Source organism: Clostridium rhizosphaerae, assembly GCF_016765585.1.
GTDB classification, from domain to species: Bacteria; Bacillota; Clostridia; order Clostridiales; family Clostridiaceae; genus Clostridium_AT; species Clostridium_AT rhizosphaerae.
Genome location: NZ_JAESWC010000014.1, coordinates 321294 through 344015 on the forward strand (window position 1 = coordinate 321294; position 22722 = coordinate 344015).

Here is a 22722-nt window from a genome sequence, read left to right on the forward strand (position 1 = left end):
AAATAGCAAGGTCGGTAAAACCGACCTCTTACCTAGTCTTCTCTTAAGCACTTTGGCTCTTCTGGCTGATAGTTGAAAAAATAACATGCTGATGAAGCTACCATTGCAGCAACCAAAGTTGAAACAGAAGCAACTAAAAGTAACATTCTTTTTTTCATTGTAATCCCCTCCTTTTTATAATTCCTAAAATATTATTTAAAAAGGAATCTATTTTATTTACTGTACTATGACCAAGTCTAGTTAGTGTAAACACCTGCCAAATCACTCCTCCATATATACATAGAGAATAAACTATAAATCTCTTATCCCTTGAAAAAATATTGATAGCTACATTAATAATTACGATTACTATATAAGCACATAATACAAAAATAGAACCTTTTTTCATCCTGATTTTCTTCTCTTTTGACCTTATTGGTTTTGCAGAACTATCAACTGGAGCTAATTTATAAATAAAATAATAAGACACTCCAAAAGTACCCATTCCTAAGAATATTAATACACTAGAAGTAATTACAGGACCAATTACTGCTGAAATTAGCAATGCCTGTCCAATACAAATAATAGTTCCTATAACAGCACAATTACCAGGTGAACTTGCATGAGCACCTCCGGAATATTTCCTTAATATAGCTCCTGTAAAACAAACTATAAGAGCCTCTATGGTAACATGAAATATTAGTCCAAATATAATAATTAGAATTATGGATAGGGCTATATGCATTAACGCAAACATTCCATAGGAGATTACTTCTTTGTTATCATTATCAAGTTTTAATTCTGCTGCAACTTTGCCAGCAATATTATTCGTTAACTTTTCCATATGAAATAATCTTCAACTCTTTTCTTTTCCATAATATTGCATAATAAATAATTACAAAGCATGCAAAAATTAATAATGAAGGGTATGAATATAATATTTTTAACATTGGATCTTTAAAAATAGAATTTAAATCTTTTTTTAGTATAAACTGAACAAAAAATACATTTATACCTTCACTTATAAACTCACATAGCATTATAATAATTCCTGCTTTAATAGCTTGAATAATTTCAATTTTAATTACAATTACACTCATCATTATTAATAAAATCAAATTTAATATTGAATCCGCTCCATTCTGAATTGGAAGGAATCTAATAAGATACACAATTATAGATTGAATTATAACTGAGCTTAAATATCTCTTTTTATGAACCTTACTTTTTGTGAATGCATAAACTGCTAAAAAAAATACTAAGTCTTCTGGAATTCCTCTTATTATCAATTCTAAAAATGACAATTTTAGCATAGACTTTTTCTCCTTAGTAAAAATTATGTTCTATATAATGCTTTGAACTATATCATCATCTACTTTTTCTTTAATATTATTAGTACTTTTAATACAACTGTAAATAATAATAAAGGCAAAGACTCTTATAAATATGTCACCAATACTTAAAATACTATAGCCTAAATCAATGATGTCAGTTAAAAATATAAGTTTACTAGTTCCACTTCCTATGACATGTATGTCCTTAACTTTTGTAAAAACATCCGGTCTCACATAACCAGTTATATATGATAATGTTGGAAACACTGGCATTTTACCATCATTGGCGTAAATTGCTACCTTGTTTAGTATTGTTCCAATAATAATAGATATTGACCCAATAATTGCACTAATGTATTGCTTGTACCTAAAAATTAAAATTAAAAATATACAAATATAAAAAGTCTCTAATATACCAGCAAATTTTATAAAGTTATAATTTCCAAAGAATACTTGCATATTTAAAAACATATATAAACCCACAAAGACTAATACAGGATATATTTCCCAAGACATAAAGATAGGTTTTAACTTGTACCCTCTTATCTTTGCCATCAACATAGCTATGATTATGGTTTCTATCATAATACATACCCCTTAATTTTTTATGACATCTTTGTTTTTATCAAATTATTGATTTATCATTTTTTTAAAATAATTATATTATACCATTATTATTCATCAAATACTATAATTCTTACCATTTCATCAAAATATTCGGTATCTACATTTTTTGGTTTTAATTTAAACTTTACCAATAATATTGAATATTTTTTATCTATAAATATTCATTGACATTTAATAATAATTATTGATATTATAGTTGTGGAAAAATATTTTGATAATCAAACTATTTATTTGTACTACTAATTGTTTTGACGGTGTTGAATAAAAGGAGGTTAAATTCCTAAATGGACTTTAACGGGTAATTTGTGAGTGGAACGAACGAGGTTAAATTACCCCGTGTTCCGACTAAAAGGAGGAAACTTATGAGAGAATTGCACACACTTGTGTGGTATAGAAAGCATCTTGCTCCACACTTACCAAAGGAAATTTATAAACCTGCTGCTACTCGTCTTGTAGGAGGATTTATATATGCTTCTATTATAGCGTCCGGCATTGTTGCAATAAGTTTATTTAATTTAAATACATGGTTAAAGCTTTTAATTGCGGTTATATTGGGATCAAGCTTTGCTTCCATTGGTTTTTTAGGCCACGAGATTCTTCACGGCACAGTCGTTAGGAATACCTTGATTAGAAATTTACTTGGGGCTCTATGCTTCTGGCCCCTAAATATTGGTCCAAAACTTTGGGTAGAATGGCATAATATGAATCATCATGTTTATACACAGGACGAGAAAAGAGATCCAGATTCCTGGCTTAGCACAGAGCAATTGGCCAACAGCTCTTTTATTACTTGGATATATAGACTTCCAATTGCCTTTAGGGCAATAATAAGCTTTATATCTTTAGCCTTTACCTTTACCGGCCATGGTATATACATGTTTCTTCGTTATATGAAGAATATGAATAAGAAAGAAAGTTTTATTACAACAGCTCAGCTTATTATTACTTTAGCAACCTGGATAGGGCTTTTACTTTTGATTGGGCCAGGAAGATGGTTTTTTGCATACTTATTACCACTACTAATAGGTAATTTTATTGTTATGATTTATATTTCAACTAATCATAGATTAAATCCACTTGTTTCAGTAAATGATCCTCTAGCTAACAGCTTGACTGTTACTGTACCAAAGTGGATGGACATTCTTCACTTTAATTTTTCTTATCACACAGAGCATCATCTTTTCCCTGGAGTGAGTCCAAAGTACTATCCTCTGATTAAGGAGAATATTAAAAGATTATGGCCAGATTTATATCATGAAATGCCACTCAGCCAGGCCATAGTAGCCTTATGGAAGACTCCAAGAGTTTATTTTAATAAAAGTGAATTGATAGATCCACATTTAGGTAATATTTATGGTTCCCTTGGCAATGGATTAAACCCTTCACATGTTCTTTATCGTAAATTAGATTTCTAGAAAGACTGGTAGCCGCCAAAGGCTACTAGTTTTTTTGCTTCATTATTGTAAGAAGCATCTTGCAAACTAGCCTTCCATAGTTTATGGTTTGTTAACATTAATTATTTAATATGAATAATATATAAATGCATTTTTAAATTCTTCACGGACAGGAATTAATACTTTTAATAAAAGAAGAAGAATCTCCACCTAAGGATTCTCCTTCTATATTTAAACTTTCACTATATAGATCTGTTTAAACATTAATTATTTATCTTCCTTTAAAATCTCGAAGAGTTTGTGATAACTCTCGGCAAATTGTTTGGTGTTCTTAATTACCTGTTTTGCAAGTCCTACAAATAAATAATCCACTATAAACAATTGACCATACCTCGAGAAAATTGCCCCTAGTCTGTTTTCATTGATTTCATAGCTCGGACTTAATAGTACATAATCCGCCATTTGAGCTAAGCGATTGTCCATTCCCTGAGTGATAGCTACAATTGGTGTATTACGTTTTTTTGCATTACTTACAGCAATATTTACTTCCTTCGTCCGCCCGCTAAAGCTGATAGCTATGACTACATCCCGTGGAGTACAGATGTTAGAATTTAACATATTCAAATTACTGTCACTAATAAATATGGATTTAATTCCAATCTTTAATAACTTATTCTGAAAATCCGTAGCCACATTAGCTGAAGAACCTACTGCAAAAAAGTAAACTGTATCAGCGTTTTTAATCAAGTTTATAACATCCTTAAATTTGTCAGTTGTATTTGCAGTAATAACATCATTACAGGTCAGTGAAATTTCATTGATTATCTTAGAAGGCATATCAACTAGATCATCTGCCCAGCTTAAAAGTTCAGTCACGTTATTCTTCTCTATTTTGGAGAAATTCTTAGCTAATTCCACCTTTGTTTCAAGAAAATTCAGTCCAAAGGTCCTTTTTACAAATCGTGAAACAGAAGGTGCTGAAACATTGCATAAATCAGCTAATTCAAATATGCTGAGATTTAAGACTTGCTGTGGATTTTTCATTACAAAATCGGCAACCTTTTTTTCTGATGGTGATAACTTGCTATATATATTTCTTATTGTGGAAATCATATCCATAGTAAAGTCTCCTTATTATGGTCTGTAACTGCACAAAATCCTGCAGTCTCCTCGTATTTCATATTCCTTTACAGATGCCGGAATTAAAAGTGTTTCTGTGTAATGCAGACAATACTTTTCTTTATCTATTATAATATCACAATCATTGAGCACACAAGTAACTATATGATACTTATTCTCTTTAAATATTCTCTGAATTCCAATGGTGTCAATTACATCTACTTTGAATTCTTTTGATTCAACTCCAGTCCTAATTCCGTTCTTATTTCTTGCCTTCAGCGGAAATTCCTTTTTATTTGCGCTAAGAGAAGTGTCAAGCACCTGAAATCCTTTATCCAAATGCAGTTCACGTCCCCTGCCGTAATCATACATACGGTAGGTTACACCTCCAAAGCTTCCTATTTCCATAACCAGTGTTCCTTTTCCACAAGCATGTATAATACCAGCAGGAATATAAATAAAATCACCTGGTTTAACATTAATTCTAGTAAGATACTTTTCAATGTTACCATTTATTGCAGCATGCCTCAAGAGTTCCTGATCATCTGTATTGCAGCCAGCAATAACAGATGTATCTTCATCGCATTGAAGTACATACCAGGATTCTGATTTACCAAAGTCATTTTCAACTTTTTCAGCATACTCCTGATTTGGATGAACCTGAATAGACAAATCCTCTTTTGCATCAATGTATGCGGCACGAATCATCTGGTCGCTTGTGTCATCTCCCATAAGCTCTTTTTGGTGAAGGCTTATTAAATCACGCAGATTCATACCTTCATACTCACTATTCAATATGGAATTTTCACTTTTTTTATAGGCACACACTTCACGAACTATTCCTACACCTGTCTCCAGCTTTCTTAAATTAGAAAGGTAATCCCCTGCCCAAGGTGTCTTTATGTTTACAGACTGCAGCCTAATTGGTTTCATCATATCTGTCCTTTCCATATGATTTCACCATTTTCTTTATAGCAGCGGTATGGGAAACCTTTTTCTTCGATTTTTTTATGATTTTGCTTGCTGGATGGAAGGCTGCAGGCAGCAACAGCTAGCACCGTATCCCCACTGTTTATTATTCTATGAGCGTAATGCCCATTAATATAGTGAAGTGATCCCTTAAATACTTTTTCTACATAAAAGTCATCTTTGCCGTCCCAAAATATCAAAAAGCCTGTACCACCTAAACCGTAATAATATTCATCGCAATCACTGTCATCATGGTAGTGGCCTGAAGTCATGGCACATTCTCCATCTACGGTAAAGGGATTTATATAGGTAATACCCCACTGGAGATTACCCTTAACGAAGCTCTCACGATTAAAGTTCTGATTCGCTACCTTATATGCAATTTCATCGCCAAAATCTTTGATAGCCTCATTATTCTTGTATACATTTGTACATTCTCTAATCAATTTTTGACGCCACTTCACATTCTGTCCACTTAACTCAAAATCATCCCAGAATTTTTGAATAGCTTTTGGTTCTCTAATAAAATCCATGATTTACCCCCCATTTATAAAATATAATTTTCAAAATTAGGCCTTAGATAAGTTTTATGAATAACTGCAGGCTGATATCCCTTATTAACAATTACATAATCCGTAATTGAGGCTGGAATAACTACAATCTCCAGGTACTTTTGACAAAATTTAAAGTCCGGATTAGATTTTGAATATACCTCTATTTCTTCACCATCCACAAGCGTTATTACCGTAAACTGATCATTTTTACTTGCTTCATAGCTTCCATTTGTGTTGAGCTCTACACGTCTGATTTGGTAATACATTAAATCTGTATCACCTACAATAAACTCCTTAAAGTCATCGCTTTCTTTCAATAAAATTGGTTCTATTGCAATATTCTTCTTAACCCAATCCGCATTTCTATCATATTCCAAAACTTTCTTAGCATTATTAAGGTGAATAGGACGAGTGTTGCCATCCTTATCCTTGCGATTATAATCATAAATCTTATAGGTATAGGAGCCTATAGTTAAGCTTCCAAGTTCTAGTATAAGCTGATTCTGACCTGAAGCATGGATAGTACCCCCTGGCAGCATAACCTGCTTACCTGGAATGGAATCTTCTGCGTTTATATATTTTTTGTAATCAACCTCGGTTCCATCCTGCTGAGATTTTTCCGTTAAGTCAATGAATTCCTTCACATCTGCGTTGTTTTTAAAGCCCACATAGGTTTTTGCATTATGCCCCGTAGCGATAACATAATAAGCTTCATCCTGAGATCCTTTTTCACGGTAATTTTCCCTTGAGAAACTTCCTCTTGGATGTACCTGTATTGACATATTTCCGTTGCTATGGTACGTATCATCATAATTAAAGCGAACTGGAAAATAGCCTTCAAATTTCTTATCTGCCTTCTCACCTATGATTTTCTTACTAGCATAACTCATAAAAGTTGCAAAGGGCAATTCAAAGTTATATGAATTCACATCCACAACAATACTGACTTCCATAGGAATAAATTCAAAAATCCAAGCTATGTTTTTCGCAATATCCATAGGAAGGTTCCTTACTTTTCTAATGTATTCCCCTCCCCAAATACCTTCCAAATAAACAGGTTTGCACCTAAAAGGATATTGAACTAGTGTACTTAGCATGTCCTTAAGCGCTTCAAAGGGCAGCATCATGTATTCATCATCATTATTTCCATCAACATAAAAATCGATTGTACCAGCATTCACAAGCCTCTTTCTCTGATGAACCACCACTTCAAAATCAACAAAATAGTTGCGGCGCATTAGAGCATTAAAAGGTCTTGGTTTTTTATCACCTATATTCATGAATTTACCTTCACGTGCACGGATGGCAGCACTCTTAGGTGAAATGTCAATATATACTACCTTATCAGCAATATTAAGCAGAGGCTGTACTGTAGCCCCATGTCCATAGACAATGCAGATTCCTTTAAAGCTTTGAATCTCTTTTATGCTGTCATTTAATTTTTTATCATCTATTAAATTATCAATTTTTCCATCAAACAATTTTCCAAACAGCAGTACAGGGTCATCCTCATAGTTTAAAGGCAGATTTGACTTTGTGAGTTCATTAATTTCTTTTTCACTTAAATATACATCTTTCATATCAAACAACTTACTGTTTTGACCGATTATTTGTCTTTGCAGTTCATTTACAAAGTTTTCAAAGCTGCTCCCTACGTACCCATCTACCAAAATGACAGACTTTGCAGATGGCTTTACACTTCCTATGATTGTTTTTGCTACATCCTGATTCCCTACTATAATGGCATTCTTAACATATGACGATAATTTTGGACGATTAATTGCAGTTAAATCATCATATGCTAATGGTTTAAACATAAAACTCATGATATTTTCCCCTCTCCTCATAAAATAATAGTGAATTTATTCTCTATTTTTAATATAAACCTTTTGTAATATGATTTCAATGTTTTATTACATTTTTATTTTGTTTGTAATTGTGTTTCAATAATGTTACAATTAAATTAATATAAAATTATTTCTTATTAAGTGTTTTAGGAGGGAAAATATGAAAATCACTGTCGATGCTAAACATGCATATAGAAAGTGGCCGCATGTTGAAAAATTTCAGAATACAACCTTGCGTTATACTCCTTCTTCTTCATTTCCTGAAGTAATGGAAAAAGTAATTGGACGCCCATCGATTATCAGGTTATTTGTGACATTAGATGAGGTCTGGGACTATCGTACCGACACATATCATTGGGACTATCCTATTGGCGTGAACCCATATATAGGGGATAAAAATCACTACGCTTATGATTGGCCATTAACTGTTCCATCACCGGTCAACGCCCATATACAGGAATACCTGATTTCACATTCAGCATATTCGGATGAGGTACTTTTAAATTTACGCAGGTATGAGCGAGAAACTGTAGATGGTGTAATCACCTATGAACAGTATGAAAGGGTATTTGAAAAAGTTGTGGAATATTATAAGGATTTGTGCCCAAACATCACCTATATCGAATGCTGCAATGAAGTAGAGCTGCCTCAGTTTGGAAACTTAAATATGAAAGAGTATTATAAACTTTATAAGTGTGCCTGCCGCGGAATTCAAAGATTAAATCAAAAGCACAATTACAAAATGCCTCTTAAAATCGGCGGCTTCGGAATGTCCAGCGGTATCTCCCACTGGAGCTATTGGCAGGAATTTTTAGAGTTATTAAGTAAGGATGAGAATAGAAGCATTGATTTCTACTCCATGCATGAATACCATACTAACCCACAGCGTATCATGGAGTTCTACATGCGCCACCAAGAGATAATTCATGAGCTGAAGCTCCCTGATTTACCCTTACTTATGACTGAATATGGACTGAGAGTGGGACTTGGTGATGCAGGACGACCTACAAATATTCAAAACTCATGCGGTGAAATTGCAGGAATGATATTGGCCTCACACTGCCCAAGCTTAAAAATATTTCCTTGGTGTACTTTCCATAACCCCAATCAACAGCTTGGCAGAACCATGTTCATACTAAATGAAGCTAATGAATATCTTCCTACACCAAATGCGCATGCAATGACCATGTTTAAAATGCTTGGAGAGCATGAGCTTATGATTGAAGAGTATCTGGAAAACAAAGTAGTTGCAACAATAGATGAAGAGAGGATATGTGTTTTAATTTCAAATCCAGGACAAGCAGAAACCGAAATAGAATTAGTATTAGACAAGCTAGAAAACGGCAGCTATGATATCCATCAATATATGGTAAGTAATGACTTGAACAACTGCCTTACAAATCCTTCCTCACGCTCATTGCAGGCAACAAAGGAGCTTAATACTGAAGTAGATAATCATAAATTATGTATATATGATAAAATGATAGGAAATGCATTTTGTCTATGGACAATAAAACTCCACAATAGATAATATTAAGCTTATTTGTGGTTTTAGTTTATTTAACATAATGGCTCTAGCAAAATCTGCTAGAGCCATTAATTTTTGGCGGAGAGAGTGGGATTTGGTTCGGGGACGCTTAAGAGCGGTGGCTTCCCAGCCACCAATCGTCCCGCATAAGGTCATTTAGGCCTTATGCCCCACGGAACGGAATAACCCGTTCGCCTGTTTTCGAGTTGTGCTGAAGACTTTTTTATAGTCTTTAGCATTGATGAATGCTTGTTTTTATTGATGCTTATTTTCGACGCCATGACATCTAGTTTCAGCTAATTAGTATTACTTTATTAAAGTCGTCGATATTTTGTCGTCGTGTGGGCGTCATACAGCATTAGTATCAGAAGTAATATAAATATCACTATTTAGTTTGTCTAATATGCTTTAGCATAAACTACATTTGTAAAGTTACTATATATTTTTGTTGTTCCAACTAATCTATATGCTTTCACTTTGTAATAGTAAGTATTTCCTCTTATTAATCCTGTATTTACAAAACTCAAAGATGTTGTGGCTTTCAATAAACTATATGTTCCATTACTTGAACTCGCTCTGTATAACTCATATCCACTTGCTCCTGATACTGCATTCCATGAAGTAGTTATACTAGTTGAACTTGTTCTTACTGCTTTACAATTTACTGGTACTGCTGGTACTGCCTTTATACTTACTACAGTTGAGTAATTTCCATATATTTTTGTTGTTCCTACTAATCTATATGATCTTATTTTATAATAGTATGTTATTCCTGTTGATAGTCCTGTATTATTATAACTTAATACTGTTCCTGCTACTGTCCCTGCTAATGAATATGTTCCTGTACTGCTTGTTGATCTCCATACTTCATACCCGCTTGCTCCAGCTAGTGTACTCCAACTTGTACTTATACTATTATATCCCGTTGATGTTGATTTTACTCCTGTTGGTGCACCCGGAACCGGCTTTGCACTTGCTATTGGTGAATAGTCACTATATACTTTTGTTGTTCCATTTAATGCATATGCTCTTACTTTATAATAATACGTTGCTCCGGTTGATAGTCCTGTATTATTGTAACTTAATACTGTTCCAGCTACTGTCCCTGCTAATGAATATGTTCCTGTACTGCTTGTTGATCTCCATATTTCATATCCACTTGCTCCAGCTACTGTGCTCCAACTTGTACTTATACTATTATATCCTGCTGATGTTGATTTTACTCCTGTTGGTGCACCCGGAACCGGCTTTGCACTTACTATTGGTGAATAGTCACTATATACTTTGGTTGTTCCATTTAATGCATATGCTCTTACTTTATAATAGTACGTTGTTCCGGTTGATAGTCCTGTATTATTGTAACTTAATACTGTTCTAGCTACTGTCCCTGCTAATGAATATGTTCCTGTACTGCTTGTTGCTCTCCATAATTCATATCCGCTTGCTCCAGCTACTGTACTCCAACTTGTACTTATACTATTATATCCTGAAGATACTGACTTTGTATTTACAGGTGTCGCTGGATTACTAATCCATTTTGCATATAAAGTTATGTTCCCTGCAACTTTATCAGCTGCGAAATACCATGGCGTTATACATGTTGACTCCTTATACCATCCTCCAAAAGTAAAACCAGCTTTTGTAGGTACTATTGGTGCCGTTATTAAAGTATTATTATCTGCTTGTACACTTCCTACAACACTTCCATGACTGTTAAATGTCACTGTATACTTTATTGGAGGCAGTTCTTGGAATATTAAATGATTATAAGTTGCATAAGTCTGTGCGTAAGAGCCTCCAACCCCCTTTATTTTAAAATTCGAATTACAGCTATCGAATGTTAAATAGCCAATATCAGTAACACTTTGGGGTACGGTTACTTCTGTTAAAGATGGACAGGAATAAAATGCATAATCCCCAATGCTTGTAACACTATCTGGAATTATTATATTGGTAAATGCATCACAGTGAGCAAAGGCATTAAAATCTATGATTTTAACACTGTTTGGGATTGTTATGTTTGGAAGAGCTTTGCACATTAGAAAAGCACGACCTCCAATAGTTATAACACTGTTTGGAATTGTTATATTTGTAAGAACTTCACATTCCTCAAAGGCCCTATATCCAATACTTGTAATACCATTGGGAAGTGTTATACTTGCAAGTTTCCAACATCTATAAAACATAAAATCGTTAATTTTTGTGATCTTATTTGATAATTTTACATTTGTTAAAGCCCAACAATCATAAAATAAATAATCTCCTACATTTATAACACTGTCAGGCATTACCACATTATTAAGCACATTACATTCTTGAAATGCACTATCTCCAATACTTGTGACACTGTTTGGAATTATTATATTTGTAAGACCTTTACAATCGAAAAATGCACGATCCCCAATACGTGTAACACTACCCGGAATTGTTATAGCTGTAAATGCTTTGCAATCTTGAAAAGTACTATTTTCTATATTACGAAGATTAGTTGGAAGTGTTATATTAGGAAGCAATATACAATATGCAAATGCACTATCTCCTATGCTTGTTACACTATTTGGTATTGATATGTTTACAAGAGATGAGCAATAATAGAATGCAAAACTACCTATACTTGTAACAGTATTTGGAATTGTTACACTGGTTAATGCTCTGTATTTAGCAGCATTATCTCCATTAATACCATCATTTCCACTAAAAGCATTATTCCCTATACTCGTAACCGTATGTCCATCTATGGAACTAGGTATTGTAATATTTGTATCACTCCCATTATAACCTGTAATTGAATATGTAACTCCATCTTCAGACTGCCAAGTAAAACCATTTGCATCTGTGCCTGTTGTAGCTGCAACAACATGCATGACATTAAAGCTTACAAATAAACCCATCATAACAAATATTAATGATATTATCTTCATTTTACTCTTTTTCATCTCTATTCTCCTTTCAAAAATAAAAATATTTCATTTTTTTATTAGTAGATAAAACTATTATAATATTACTATTATCGTATTTTTCATTTTTTTCTTAATTTCTTTTTTCTACCGATAAACAAAAGTTTATCAAAAAACCTCCGTTACTTATGATACGGTTCATTGTACAAAATTCTAAACCCAGTATTTCGGTTTTCACTTTATCATCCACTTTCGCTTAATTTTTTCAATTTCGTCGTCAAACAGGTGACACAAAGCACAACTTCATCAAAAAATCCGCACAAAAAAGCTCTAGCAAAAACTGCTAGAGCCTTTCATTCTGGCGGAGAGAGTGGGATTTGAACCCACGGAACGGAATAACCCGTTCGCCTGTTTTCGAGGCAGGTACCATAGACCACTCGGACATCTCTCCAAATAAATATCTTAATAATTATACTATATTATTTTGAAGTAAACAATAATTATGCTACATATTTGTTTACTTTAGGTTTAAAATAGTAATATAATATTTAGTGCAAATAGAAAATATTATCTAAAGATAATTGTTATTAGGGAGGAAATCATGGACTATAAAGAAAATTATAATAAGTGGAAAACAAATAACTTTTTTGATGAAGCTACAAGAAATGAACTTGCTTCAATTGAAAAGGATGAAAAAGAAATAGAAGATAGATTTTACAAGGATTTAGAGTTTGGTACTGCAGGGCTTAGGGGGAAGCTTGGTGCGGGAACAAACAGAATGAATATGTATATAATTTCAAGAGCTACCCAAGGCCTTGCTGATTATATTAAGAGCCAAGGGAAGTCCTATATGGATAGAGGAGTTGCCATAGCTTATGACTGCAGACATTTTTCAAAGGAATTTGCAGAGAGAGCTGCTCTTGTTTTAGCAGCAAATAATATTAAAGCATATCTTTTTGAAAGTCTTAGACCTACACCGCTATTATCCTTTACAGTAAGACATTTAAAAACTGCTTCTGGTATAGTTGTAACTGCAAGCCATAATCCTAAGGAATATAACGGTTATAAGGTTTATTGGGAAGACGGCGCTCAAATAGGTCAAGACCTTGCTGATGCTATTACTGAAAATATATTAAAAATAGATAATTTTGAAGATATTAAAGTTATGGATGAGAAAGAGGCTCTAGATAAAGATCTTCTTACTATACTTGGAAGCGAGATTGATGATATATATGTTTCAAAGGTTAAAGAGCTTGCATTAAGAGAAGATATTGATAAAGATATTAAGGTAGTATATACACCTTTAAATGGTACTGGAAATGTACTTGTCAGAAGAGTATTAAGAGAAAGAGGCTTTTCTAATATTTCGGTAGTTCTTGAGCAGGAAAATCCTGATCCTGACTTTACTACTGCACCTTTCCCTAACCCTGAGGATACTAGAGCTTTTGAATACGCAGAAAAACTTGGTCAAAAGCTTGGTGCTGAGCTTTTAATTGCTACAGATCCTGATTGCGACAGACTTGCCATAATGGTTAGAAATAAGGATGGAAAATATGTATCCTTCAATGGAAATCAAACCGGGGCAATGCTTGTAAAATATATTGTTGAGGCTAGAAAAGAATTAGGACTGCTTCCAGCTAACGGATTTATAGTAAAGTCAATAGTTACCGGAAATCTTGGAAAGACTATTGCTGAAAAGTATGGTGTTAAGACCTTCGAGTCTTTAACCGGATTTAAAAATATATGTGGTAAAGCAAATGAGCTCGAAAAGACAGGAGATTATAAATTTGTTTTTGGATATGAAGAGAGTATAGGTTATGTTACTGGTGATTTTGTTAAGGATAAGGACGGAGTAATATCTTCCATGATGCTTTGTGAAGCTGCTGCTTACTATAAAAAACAGGGAAAAAATTTAATTGATGTACTTGAAGAGACCTATAAGGAATTTGGTTACTATAGAGAAAAGCAGATTTCTTTAGTGCTTGAAGGTGTTGAGGGAAGCAAAAGAATAGGCAGAATGATGGAAGTTTACAGAAAAGAATATCCTACAGAAATAAAAGGAGTAAAACTTACTCAGTATGCTGACTATAAGTATGGAAAAGAGGTTAATATTATAACAGGCAGCGAAACAAAGAGTGATATTCCTGCTTCAAATGTATTAAAGTTTACTTTAGAGGATGGCTCCTGGTATGCAGTAAGACCTTCAGGTACAGAGCCTAAAATAAAAATTTACTTATATTCTAAAGCAGATAATAATCAAGCAGCAGAAGAAAAAATATCTTCTATGGAAGAAGTTGTTTTAGGCAAATTGCATTCTGTTAAATAAAAATAACCAAGGCCGCTTTTTAAAAGCGGCCTAAATTTGCCTTCTTCTATTAGTAAAAAAATTCTTAAGTATATAACTGCACTCCTCATCATACATCCATTCAACAGAGACCTTGTAATTTAAATGTGCATGTCCTAAAACATCTATTACAGAACCACAGCCTCCTGAAGTTGGGTCGAAGGTCCCTATATAAAGCTTACTTACCCTAGCCTGCGCAATGGCTGAAGCACACATAGGACAAGGCTCTAAGGTTACATACATCTCACAGTCCTTAAGTCTCCAATTATTTAATACTTTTGAAGCCTCTTTAATAGCTAATATTTCAGCATGAGCTGCAGCGTCTTTTAAGCTTTCTTTGAGATTATGTGTTCTAGCTATTATTATATTATGTTTTACTATAATTGCTCCTACTGGTATTTCTTTTAAATCTATAGCCTTATATGCTTCCTTTAAGGCTTCTTTCATATAAAAATCTTTCATATCATACCTTCCACCTGCTTGAATTAACATACTCTATTTGGTAAATTACTAACCCAATAAAAATAAATAAAATATATTTGAGAATCATATTGCAAGCTTTAGAAGTTCTTGGTGAAAGAATAGACACAAAGCCTTAGTGTTGTTCGTTTGTTTGAATGAATATGAGTTTAACGAAAACACTTGGTTTTGTGTCTATTCTGAGCCTAGAACTTCTTGCGCAGCAATCAGCTCTTAAAATATATTTTATATATTTTTGCGGTGATTAGAAATTTAACCAAGAATTATTTTAAAGCACTGTTTAATCTGTTATTTACATCATCCCAGTTTATTAAATTCCAAAATGTCTCTACCCAAGCTGCTCTCTTGTTTTGGAATTTAAGATAGTAAGCATGCTCCCAAACATCTACAGTTAGAAGAGGACATACTTCCCATTGAGTAAGGTTTTGATGCTTTTCAACCTGTAAAACTACAAGTTTTCCAAACATCTTGTTGTAGCAAAGAACTGTCCAGCCTGAACCTTCTACAGCTGTTGCTGCAGCACTAAACTGCTTTTTAAAGTTTTCAAAGCTTCCAAAATCCTTGTTTATCTGATCAGCTATTTGTCCAGTTGGGTTTCCGCCTCCGTTTGGCTTCATATTATTCCAAAACATTGTATGAAGTACATGTCCTGCTCCATTAAAGGCATATTCTCTTTCCCAATGCTTTATTAAAGCATAGTCTCCTTTTTCTCTTGCTTCAGCCAGCTTTGTTTCCGCGTTATTAAGTCCGTCTACATAAGCCTTGTGGTGCATATCGTGATGAATTCTAACTGTTTGTTCATCATAGTGTGGTTCTAGTGCATTATAAGCATAAGGTAATTCAGGTAAAGTATAAGGCATAATATTCCCTCCAGTTAATATTATTTACCTCTTATATTCTGCCTAAATTACCATTAATTATTACACTGCAATAAAACATTTATAGTAAATTTCCTTCTTTAAAACCGTCATACAAATTTCTAATTGATTCAATATTTTTTATAAATACATCAATAATATACGGATCAAAGTGTTTTCCATATCCATCTTTAATTATATTAATTGATTCTTCAAAAGTAAAAGGCTTCTTGTATGGTCTCTTACTTGTTAAAGCATCAAATACATCTGCTAAAGCTACTATTCTTGCGCTTAAAGGTATCTCCTCCCCACTTCTTCCGTGGGGGTACCCACTTCCATCCCATTTTTCATGATGCCCTTCTGCTATTTCTACAGCCAGTGTAAAAATACTTCTCCCATGCTTTTCTAAGTTTTCATCTGCCATGCTAAGTACTCTTGCTCCATAAGTAGTATGGGTTTTCATTGTTTCAAATTCTTCATAGGTAAGCTTTCCCGGCTTCAATAAAATTTCATCACGAATAGCTACTTTTCCTACATCATGAAGAGGCGCAAATCTTTCTATATCATCTATATAATCTCTGTCTATTATATCCTTATACTTTTCTTCCTCAGATAAAAATTTTGCCAGCATTTTAGCATATGTTTTCATCCTATTAAGATGTTCTCCCGTATCTGAGTCTCTTTCTTCCGTAAGCTTCGCCAAAGCCAGTGTAGAACTGATTACCATATCCTGCATTAAAATGTCTTTTTCCAAACTTAATACTATACTATTTGCTAAAGTTTTTAAGAATCTTATGTGCTCCTTTTTATATACATTTTTATCTTTACTCGAAAAAAATATTATCCCTATAACTTTATCGTTACTTTTAAGCGGAAATGTTATTGAAGATCTTATCCCTTCTTCAAGTAAAATTCCATTATATTCCTTTGCCTTTTTACCCTCAACATACTTTTCCAAATCATCTATTATTCTTTCCTTACCGCTGTCTACAACATACTTAAGGCTTGTCTCACTTAAAGATACCTTTCTTCCCAGAAACCTCTTAGGAAGATTTTCATGATATTTCCCTGTAACAGCATAAGAAGCCTTGATACTAGAGCCATTATCCTCAATTAAAGCTACCCCTATATAAGTATAGGGTATATAAGCTGAAAAACTATTAAATATATAGTTTAAAGTATCTTTGAATGGGATATTTTTATTTAAGTTTTCAATAAGTCCAACTAAACTATTAAACTCATTAAAAACCTGGCGAACTTCATAAAACACCTGTGTGTTTTCCATGATGTTTCTATCTACTCTTAGATTTGACATACCTTTTGATAATTGTCTTATAGGAAGCAGCAAATCATGATACGCTCTTTTTATAAAAACCACTAAAAGTATAAGCACCGCAATTATAAAAAACAATAACGCATAATATATGGATAAGATTTTTTTATTATTATAGTTTAAAACTTGATTTAAAATAGTATCGCTATAGTTTAAAAGAACTTCATTGTTTTCATTAATATATTTTATTGATTGTAAATAATTATTACTATTATGATTATCTTTAAGTACAGAATCAATTGAGTTTTTGTAAACTTTCCAAACCTTTTGGTGCTCAATTAAAATTGGATTAAGCTCATTTAAAGTACCTTTAAAATTTATTCTTGTACTTCCTGCATTTATATAACCTTTTTCTATAGCTCCTAAGGTTTTATCATACTCTTCTTTAGATTCTCTAAGTTCTTTATTAGTTTTTAAAAGCTTATCCTCTATATTTGCTTCATCATTTTTATCATATAGATTTTCATTTCTTATAGTAGTTAACTCATAAATTCTCCCTACATCTTTAGCCATCATCTGTGAAAGCATTCTCTGCCTTCCAAGGATATTAATAATCATGCTGTCACTGCTGCCTTTACTTATATTAATAAAAACAAGAACAAATACAGATATTATTATTAAGCATATAACCATACCTATCATTCTAATATGTTGTTTATAAAGTTCTTCAATAGACTTATCTTTTACAAAACTCAAAATCTTGCCCTCCTGAAAGTAGTCTTATCACATATGAATATTATCGCTTTTTAGAAAGTATTTATCAAGTAATAATTCACATATAAAAACTTTTTACCAATTTATATTTTTCAAATAAAAAAGAGCGTTACCGCTCTATAAAATAGCTTTTGTATTTTTCATAAATATCAGGGTTTTCCTTCATGAAATTTATAAAGGTCTCAAAACATTGTACTGTGGTCTTACTTATTGTATGCTCAACCTTTTCTGTTTCTTCTAGTGTGTCCTTCTCTGAAACCCCAAGCATTTCTAAAAATTCTTTTATAGTATTATGCCTTTTTAATAGTAACTCTCCAAGCATTTTTCCTTCTTCCTTAAGCATAATAACACCATACTTTTCATATTTCAAAAAACTTAACTCTGCCAACTTCTGTACCATTTTTGTAGCAGAAGGGGGTTGTACATTCAAAGCTTCAGATAAGTCATGTATCCTTGTAAAACCTAAGTCCTTTGAAAGTCTATATATCATTTCTAAATAGTCTTCCATAGAAGCAGTAAGAGAATTATCTTCTTTTTTCATATATTCACTAAAGGTATAAAAATCTTTGTTATTCATAACTCCACCTTCTTTTGACAATACAATTGTTAATTAATTATATGCTGTATATCTATAAAAAATTACAACTATGTAACACTTTTATCTAATAATCCATATGTTATATTAGGCAAATAATTTTAGCCAAGACTAAAATACTTAATCTTCTATAACTTTAATTAATCGCATATGAGGTGATTTTAACATGAAAAACCAAGAAGATTCGTTAGAAATTGCATTAGAATCTAATGCAGTTTATCCAGTAAATGTTAAAGAAATAAATAATAAGCTGTCAAATAGATTTAAAAGCCTATTAAAGTTTTTGGGCCCTGCCTTTGTAGTCAGTGTTGCTTATGTGGATCCAGGGAACTTTGCAACAAATATTAGCGGAGGTTCCATATTTAATTATAATCTTATCTGGGTAATACTCTGGAGCAACATAATGGCTATATTTCTTCAAATAATGTCAGCAAAACTCGGAATAGCAACAGGTTCCAATCTTACAGAAATGTGCAGAAAAATTTTTTCCAAAAAAATAAACTGGTTCTTTTGGGTTGTAGCAGAACTTGCTGCCATAGCAACTACCATGGCAGAATTTATTGGCGGTGCTTTAGGACTTTATCTTTTATTTAGAATTCCTCTTCCACTTGCAGGGCTACTAACAGGAATAATTACCTTTGGAATTACTTATCTTCAAAAATACGGTCAGCGAGTTATTGAAATTATTATTACTGTACTTGTAGCTGTTATAAGTATTTCCTACGCTGTTGAATTAGTTCTTGCAAAACCAGATTGGACTCAAATAGGAATTCATACATTAATACCTTCTCTTCCTAATGGAAATGCTGTTTTAATAGCTGCTGGTATGCTTGGAGCTACAGTTATGCCTCATGTAATATATCTCCACTCAGAATTGGTACAGAGTAGAAATGGTAAAAAGGCAACCTTGGAAGATAAAAAAAGACATTTAAAAATGGAAAAGATAGACGTAGTTATAGCAATGAATATTGCATTTATCGTAAACGCAGCAATGGTTGTGGTATCCGCTTCAGTATTCCACAGCCAAGGACTTGTAGTAGATTCAATTGAGCAGGCTCATAGATCCTTAGAACCGCTTTTAGGCTCGTTATCAAGCTTTGCCTTTGGAATGGCTCTTTTAGCCTCTGGACTTTCCTCATCAACAGTAGGTGCAATGGCAGGCGAAACCGTTATGGACGGATTTGTTGATATAAAGCTTCCTGCTAATATAAAAAGACTTATAACTATGGCCCCAGCTATGCTTATACTTATTATAGGTATAAATCCGATGAAAGCATTAGTCTTAAGTCAAGTATGCCTAAGCTTTGCTCTTCCAATGGCTATAATTCCAATGCTTATCATTACAAGCAGAAAGAATTTGATGGGTATATTCGTAAATAAAACTTGGGTAAAAGTACTTGGAATACTAATAACTACTATAATAGTATCACTAAATATTATGCTGCTTTACCTTACCTTTACCGGAAGTGTATAAAATATAAAGCTAAAGCAAATATGCTATTTGAACTAGTAAAAATTGTAGTGTTTATACAACTTTAAAAAATTCAAATAGCATATTTACCAACTAAAGTTGCCGACTACATTAATCCTTTTACTATATCTTCAACTATTGCTCCAGCAATGTAGTCATCAATATTAATATTTGAAAGAGCAGCTTCTATAACCTCTTCATTATGTTCTTCTCCTATCAGCAAGCTTTCAATATCAGAAACATTAGCTTTTCCGAAGAAATCCCCAAATATCTTAATTTCAGTAATTTTCCCCTTCTCAACATTTAAATAAAACTCTAAATTCCCTCCAGAAAACTTTACTTCATTAACTAAGCTATATTTAGGTGAACTTCCATAGTTCCACTGCCAAGTATTATATTTCTCATCATATAACTTTTTTATATTTCCCAAATCCTCTTCTGAAAGTTCATAAACACTATAATTATCATTCATTTTTGATACATGCTTCATTATCATATCTTTAAATTCTAATATAGTTATAGGTGTCTTTAGATGATCACTTATATTTGTAACTCTACTTGCAACTGATTTTATTCCCTTGCCCTCAAACTTAGTTGGTTTTACTTTAAGTGCAGAAGATATATCATTTATTACTGAAGTAAATAGCAAAGTACCATGATGCATAACCTTATTTTTATAATTGCACTGCGCATTTCCAGAAAACTTTTTTCCTTCTATTGTTAAGTCATTTCTTCCGGTAAACTCTGCATTTATATTTAATTCTTTTAATACATCTATAATTGGTTGAGTAAACTTTCTGAAATTAGTAAAGCTTTTACTATCATCTGTAGATATAAAAGTAAAATTTATATTACCCAAATCATGAAATACCGCACCGCCTCCGGTTAATCTTCTGACTACTGGTATAGATTTTTCCTTAACATACTCATAATTAATTTCTGATAATGTATTTTGGTTTTTACCCACAATAATCGAAGGTTCATTTCTCCATAACATAAATACATCTTCATTAAAATTTTTCAATAGATACTCTTCAGTGGCTAGGTTAAAATACGGATTAGTTAGATTATTATCAATAAACAGCATGTCTACCCCTCCCATAAATCAGTTGCTGAAATTATAAGAAAATAATATCAAATATAATTTTTATATACAATGTCATATTATGAGTATTTATAAACTATTATGATATACAATAAATGCCCATTCAACTATTTAATTGTTAAATAAATAATTAAACGACATGTAATTGACACAATATTAGGAATATACTATCATATAATTATAAGATGTATATTATAAAACTTAATACTATCAAATGACGCTAACGGGAGATATCACTTTGTGGTAGCCGAAGAAGCAATAAATTATTTCCGATTAATTTAGAAACTTTCAGGCAAAATTACCGTTGACTGATGAAACTCTGGAAAGTCCCATTTGGGCGCCGAAGAAGAAAAACATTTTATTATGTTAAAACTTTCAGGTAAACATACAGAGATATGAAGGTGCATAGCATTGCTATTTCTTTCATATCTCTTTTTTTATTTTTCAAAGGGGGAATTATAAATGGACAATTTAAAGAAAACCAGACTCTATGATGCCCACATTAAATATGGAGGAAAGCTTATAGAATTTGCGAGATGGATGCTTCCGGTGCAATATGAAGGCATAATCGAAGAGCATGAGGCTGTACGAAATGCTGCCGGATTATTTGATGTTTCACATATGGGAGAGATAAAAGCAACAGGTAAAGATGCTTTTAATTTTGTCCAAAACTTAGTTACCAATGATATAAGTGTACTTGAAGATAACCAAGTTATTTATACATTTATGTGCTATGAAAATGGCGGTGTAGTTGATGACCTTTTGGTTTACAAATTTAATAAAGAAGACTACCTCCTAGTTATTAACGCAAGTAATGTAGAAAAAGACTTTCAATGGATGCTTGAAAATAAAATGAATTATGAGGTAGAACTTAAGAATATTTCTGAAGAAATTTCTGAAGTTGCACTTCAGGGACCAAAAGCACAGGAAATACTTCAAACTCTAACTGCTTTTAATTTAGACGATATTAAATTTTTCTACTGCAGAAGAGATGTAGTTATTGATGGCATAAAATGTCTTGTTTCAAGAACAGGCTATACAGGAGAAGATGGTTTTGAGATTTATACCAATAACGAAGATATAACAAAAATCTGGAATAGCATACTAGAAGCCGGAAAAACTTATGGAGTTAAACCTGCCGGTCTTGGATGCAGAGATACTTTAAGATTTGAGGCTGCTCTTCCTCTGTACGGTAATGAAATATCAAAAGACATAACTCCACTGGAAGCAGGCCTAGGATTTTTCGTAAAGCTGAATAAGAAAAGCTTTATAGGAAAAGAAGCTCTGGTAAGACAAAAAGAAGAGGGCTTAAAAAGAAAGCTTGTTGGCTTCGAGATGAACGAGAGAGGTATTCCAAGACACGGCTATGAAGTTACTTCTAATGGAGAAAACATTGGTTTTGTTACTACAGGCTATATGTCACCAACGCTTAAGAAGAATATTGGTCTAGCTCTTATTGATTCTAAATATACTGAACTTGGAACTGAAATAGATATATTAATTAGAAATAAATCTGTAAAAGCAAAAGTAATTAGTAAAAAATTTTATTCTAAAAATTATAAAAAATAAATTTAT

19 protein-coding genes, 1 tRNA gene and 2 riboswitches are annotated in these 22722 nt (G+C 32.6%); of the genes, 5 read left to right on the top strand and 15 right to left on the bottom strand.

Annotated elements, in window-relative coordinates:
• Window positions 1-32: 32 nt before the first annotated feature.
• The 4 genes from JK636_RS17600 to JK636_RS17615 are packed head-to-tail and all read right to left on the bottom strand — an operon-like array spanning window position 33 to window position 1898.
• The gene (locus JK636_RS17600) at window positions 33-158 is read right to left on the bottom strand and encodes a cyclic lactone autoinducer peptide (RefSeq protein WP_202750289.1); all 126 of its coding nucleotides are present in this window, start codon (window positions 156-158) and stop codon (window positions 33-35) included.
• The gene (locus tag JK636_RS17605) at window positions 155-823 is read right to left on the bottom strand and encodes an accessory gene regulator ArgB-like protein (protein ID WP_202750290.1); all 669 of its coding nucleotides are present in this window, start codon (window positions 821-823) and stop codon (window positions 155-157) included. The genes JK636_RS17600 and JK636_RS17605 overlap by 4 nt, the downstream gene beginning before the upstream one ends.
• Window positions 804-1292, bottom strand: a complete 489-nt coding sequence (locus tag JK636_RS17610) for a hypothetical protein (protein ID WP_202750291.1) — start codon at window positions 1290-1292, stop codon at window positions 804-806. The genes JK636_RS17605 and JK636_RS17610 overlap by 20 nt, the downstream gene beginning before the upstream one ends.
• Window positions 1293-1322: 30 nt before the next feature.
• Complete coding sequence (locus tag JK636_RS17615) at window positions 1323-1898, bottom strand: DUF5317 family protein (protein ID WP_202750292.1); 576 nt, start codon at window positions 1896-1898, stop codon at window positions 1323-1325.
• 404 nt (window positions 1899-2302) lie between these two features.
• Between JK636_RS17615 and desB the strand changes: the two genes are divergently transcribed.
• On the top strand, window positions 2303-3355 hold the full coding sequence (gene desB / locus JK636_RS17620) for a Delta(10) desaturase DesB (RefSeq protein ID WP_202750293.1): 1053 nt from the start codon (window positions 2303-2305) through the stop codon (window positions 3353-3355).
• A gap of 246 nt (window positions 3356-3601) precedes the next feature.
• Here the strand turns inward: desB and JK636_RS17625 are convergent, their stop codons facing one another.
• Genes JK636_RS17625 through JK636_RS17640 form a run of 4 tightly spaced genes read right to left on the bottom strand, consistent with a single transcriptional unit; the run spans window position 3602 to window position 7802 of the window.
• Window positions 3602-4453: a MurR/RpiR family transcriptional regulator gene (locus tag JK636_RS17625; protein ID WP_202750294.1), complete on the bottom strand. Its 852-nt coding sequence runs from the start codon at window positions 4451-4453 to the stop codon at window positions 3602-3604.
• A gap of 15 nt (window positions 4454-4468) precedes the next feature.
• The gene (locus tag JK636_RS17630; protein WP_243428262.1) at window positions 4469-5404 is read right to left on the bottom strand and encodes a type I phosphomannose isomerase catalytic subunit; all 936 of its coding nucleotides are present in this window, start codon (window positions 5402-5404) and stop codon (window positions 4469-4471) included.
• A complete protein-coding gene (locus JK636_RS17635) occupies window positions 5386-5955 on the bottom strand; it encodes a glucose-6-phosphate isomerase family protein (protein ID WP_202750295.1) in 570 nt (189 codons plus the stop codon). The genes JK636_RS17630 and JK636_RS17635 overlap by 19 nt, the downstream gene beginning before the upstream one ends.
• Before the next feature lie 14 nt (window positions 5956-5969).
• Entirely contained in the window at window positions 5970-7802 is a 1833-nt protein-coding gene (locus JK636_RS17640) for a class I mannose-6-phosphate isomerase (protein WP_202750296.1), read from the bottom strand.
• A 181-nt stretch (window positions 7803-7983) separates the two neighbouring features.
• On the opposite strand from JK636_RS17640, the gene JK636_RS17645 reads away from it, so the two are divergent.
• Window positions 7984-9354, top strand: coding sequence for a GH39 family glycosyl hydrolase (locus JK636_RS17645; RefSeq protein WP_202750297.1), 1371 nt, complete (start codon window positions 7984-7986; stop codon window positions 9352-9354).
• Between the two features lie 395 nt (window positions 9355-9749).
• Here the strand turns inward: JK636_RS17645 and JK636_RS17650 are convergent, their stop codons facing one another.
• Together JK636_RS17650 and JK636_RS17655 are read right to left on the bottom strand one after the other, a co-directional pair.
• Window positions 9750-12287 (bottom strand): leucine-rich repeat protein, encoded by a 2538-nt coding sequence (locus JK636_RS17650; protein WP_202750298.1) that lies wholly within the window; start codon window positions 12285-12287, stop codon window positions 9750-9752.
• Between the two features lie 320 nt (window positions 12288-12607).
• Window positions 12608-12699 (bottom strand) — tRNA-Ser (locus JK636_RS17655).
• A gap of 150 nt (window positions 12700-12849) precedes the next feature.
• On the opposite strand from JK636_RS17655, the gene JK636_RS17660 reads away from it, so the two are divergent.
• The gene (locus JK636_RS17660; protein WP_202750299.1) at window positions 12850-14574 is read left to right on the top strand and encodes a phospho-sugar mutase; all 1725 of its coding nucleotides are present in this window, start codon (window positions 12850-12852) and stop codon (window positions 14572-14574) included.
• Between the two features lie 30 nt (window positions 14575-14604).
• Here the strand turns inward: JK636_RS17660 and JK636_RS17665 are convergent, their stop codons facing one another.
• From JK636_RS17665 to JK636_RS17680, 4 genes are all read right to left on the bottom strand, one after another.
• On the bottom strand, window positions 14605-15054 hold the full coding sequence (locus tag JK636_RS17665) for a nucleoside deaminase (protein WP_202750300.1): 450 nt from the start codon (window positions 15052-15054) through the stop codon (window positions 14605-14607).
• Window positions 15055-15335: 281 nt separating this feature from the next.
• Window positions 15336-15932, bottom strand: coding sequence for a superoxide dismutase (locus JK636_RS17670; RefSeq protein WP_202750301.1), 597 nt, complete (start codon window positions 15930-15932; stop codon window positions 15336-15338).
• Window positions 15933-16011: 79 nt separating this feature from the next.
• Window positions 16012-17958, bottom strand: coding sequence for an HD domain-containing phosphohydrolase (locus JK636_RS17675; RefSeq protein ID WP_202750302.1), 1947 nt, complete (start codon window positions 17956-17958; stop codon window positions 16012-16014).
• Between the two features lie 127 nt (window positions 17959-18085).
• On the bottom strand, window positions 18086-18553 hold the full coding sequence (locus JK636_RS17680) for a metal-dependent transcriptional regulator (protein ID WP_202750303.1): 468 nt from the start codon (window positions 18551-18553) through the stop codon (window positions 18086-18088).
• Between the two features lie 184 nt (window positions 18554-18737).
• On the opposite strand from JK636_RS17680, the gene JK636_RS17685 reads away from it, so the two are divergent.
• Complete coding sequence (locus JK636_RS17685; protein WP_202750304.1) at window positions 18738-20045, top strand: Nramp family divalent metal transporter; 1308 nt, start codon at window positions 18738-18740, stop codon at window positions 20043-20045.
• A 103-nt stretch (window positions 20046-20148) separates the two neighbouring features.
• Here JK636_RS17685 and JK636_RS17690 read toward each other — a convergent pair whose 3' ends face one another.
• Window positions 20149-21129: a lipoate--protein ligase gene (locus tag JK636_RS17690; protein WP_202750305.1), complete on the bottom strand. Its 981-nt coding sequence runs from the start codon at window positions 21127-21129 to the stop codon at window positions 20149-20151.
• Window positions 21130-21361: 232 nt separating this feature from the next.
• Window positions 21362-21461: riboswitch (glycine riboswitch) on the top strand.
• A riboswitch (glycine riboswitch) is annotated at window positions 21462-21548 on the top strand.
• 61 nt (window positions 21549-21609) lie between these two features.
• Here JK636_RS17690 and gcvT point away from each other — a divergent pair.
• Entirely contained in the window at window positions 21610-22716 is a 1107-nt protein-coding gene (gcvT, locus tag JK636_RS17695) for a glycine cleavage system aminomethyltransferase GcvT (RefSeq protein ID WP_202750306.1), read from the top strand.
• The last annotated feature ends 6 nt before the right edge of the window (window positions 22717-22722 follow it).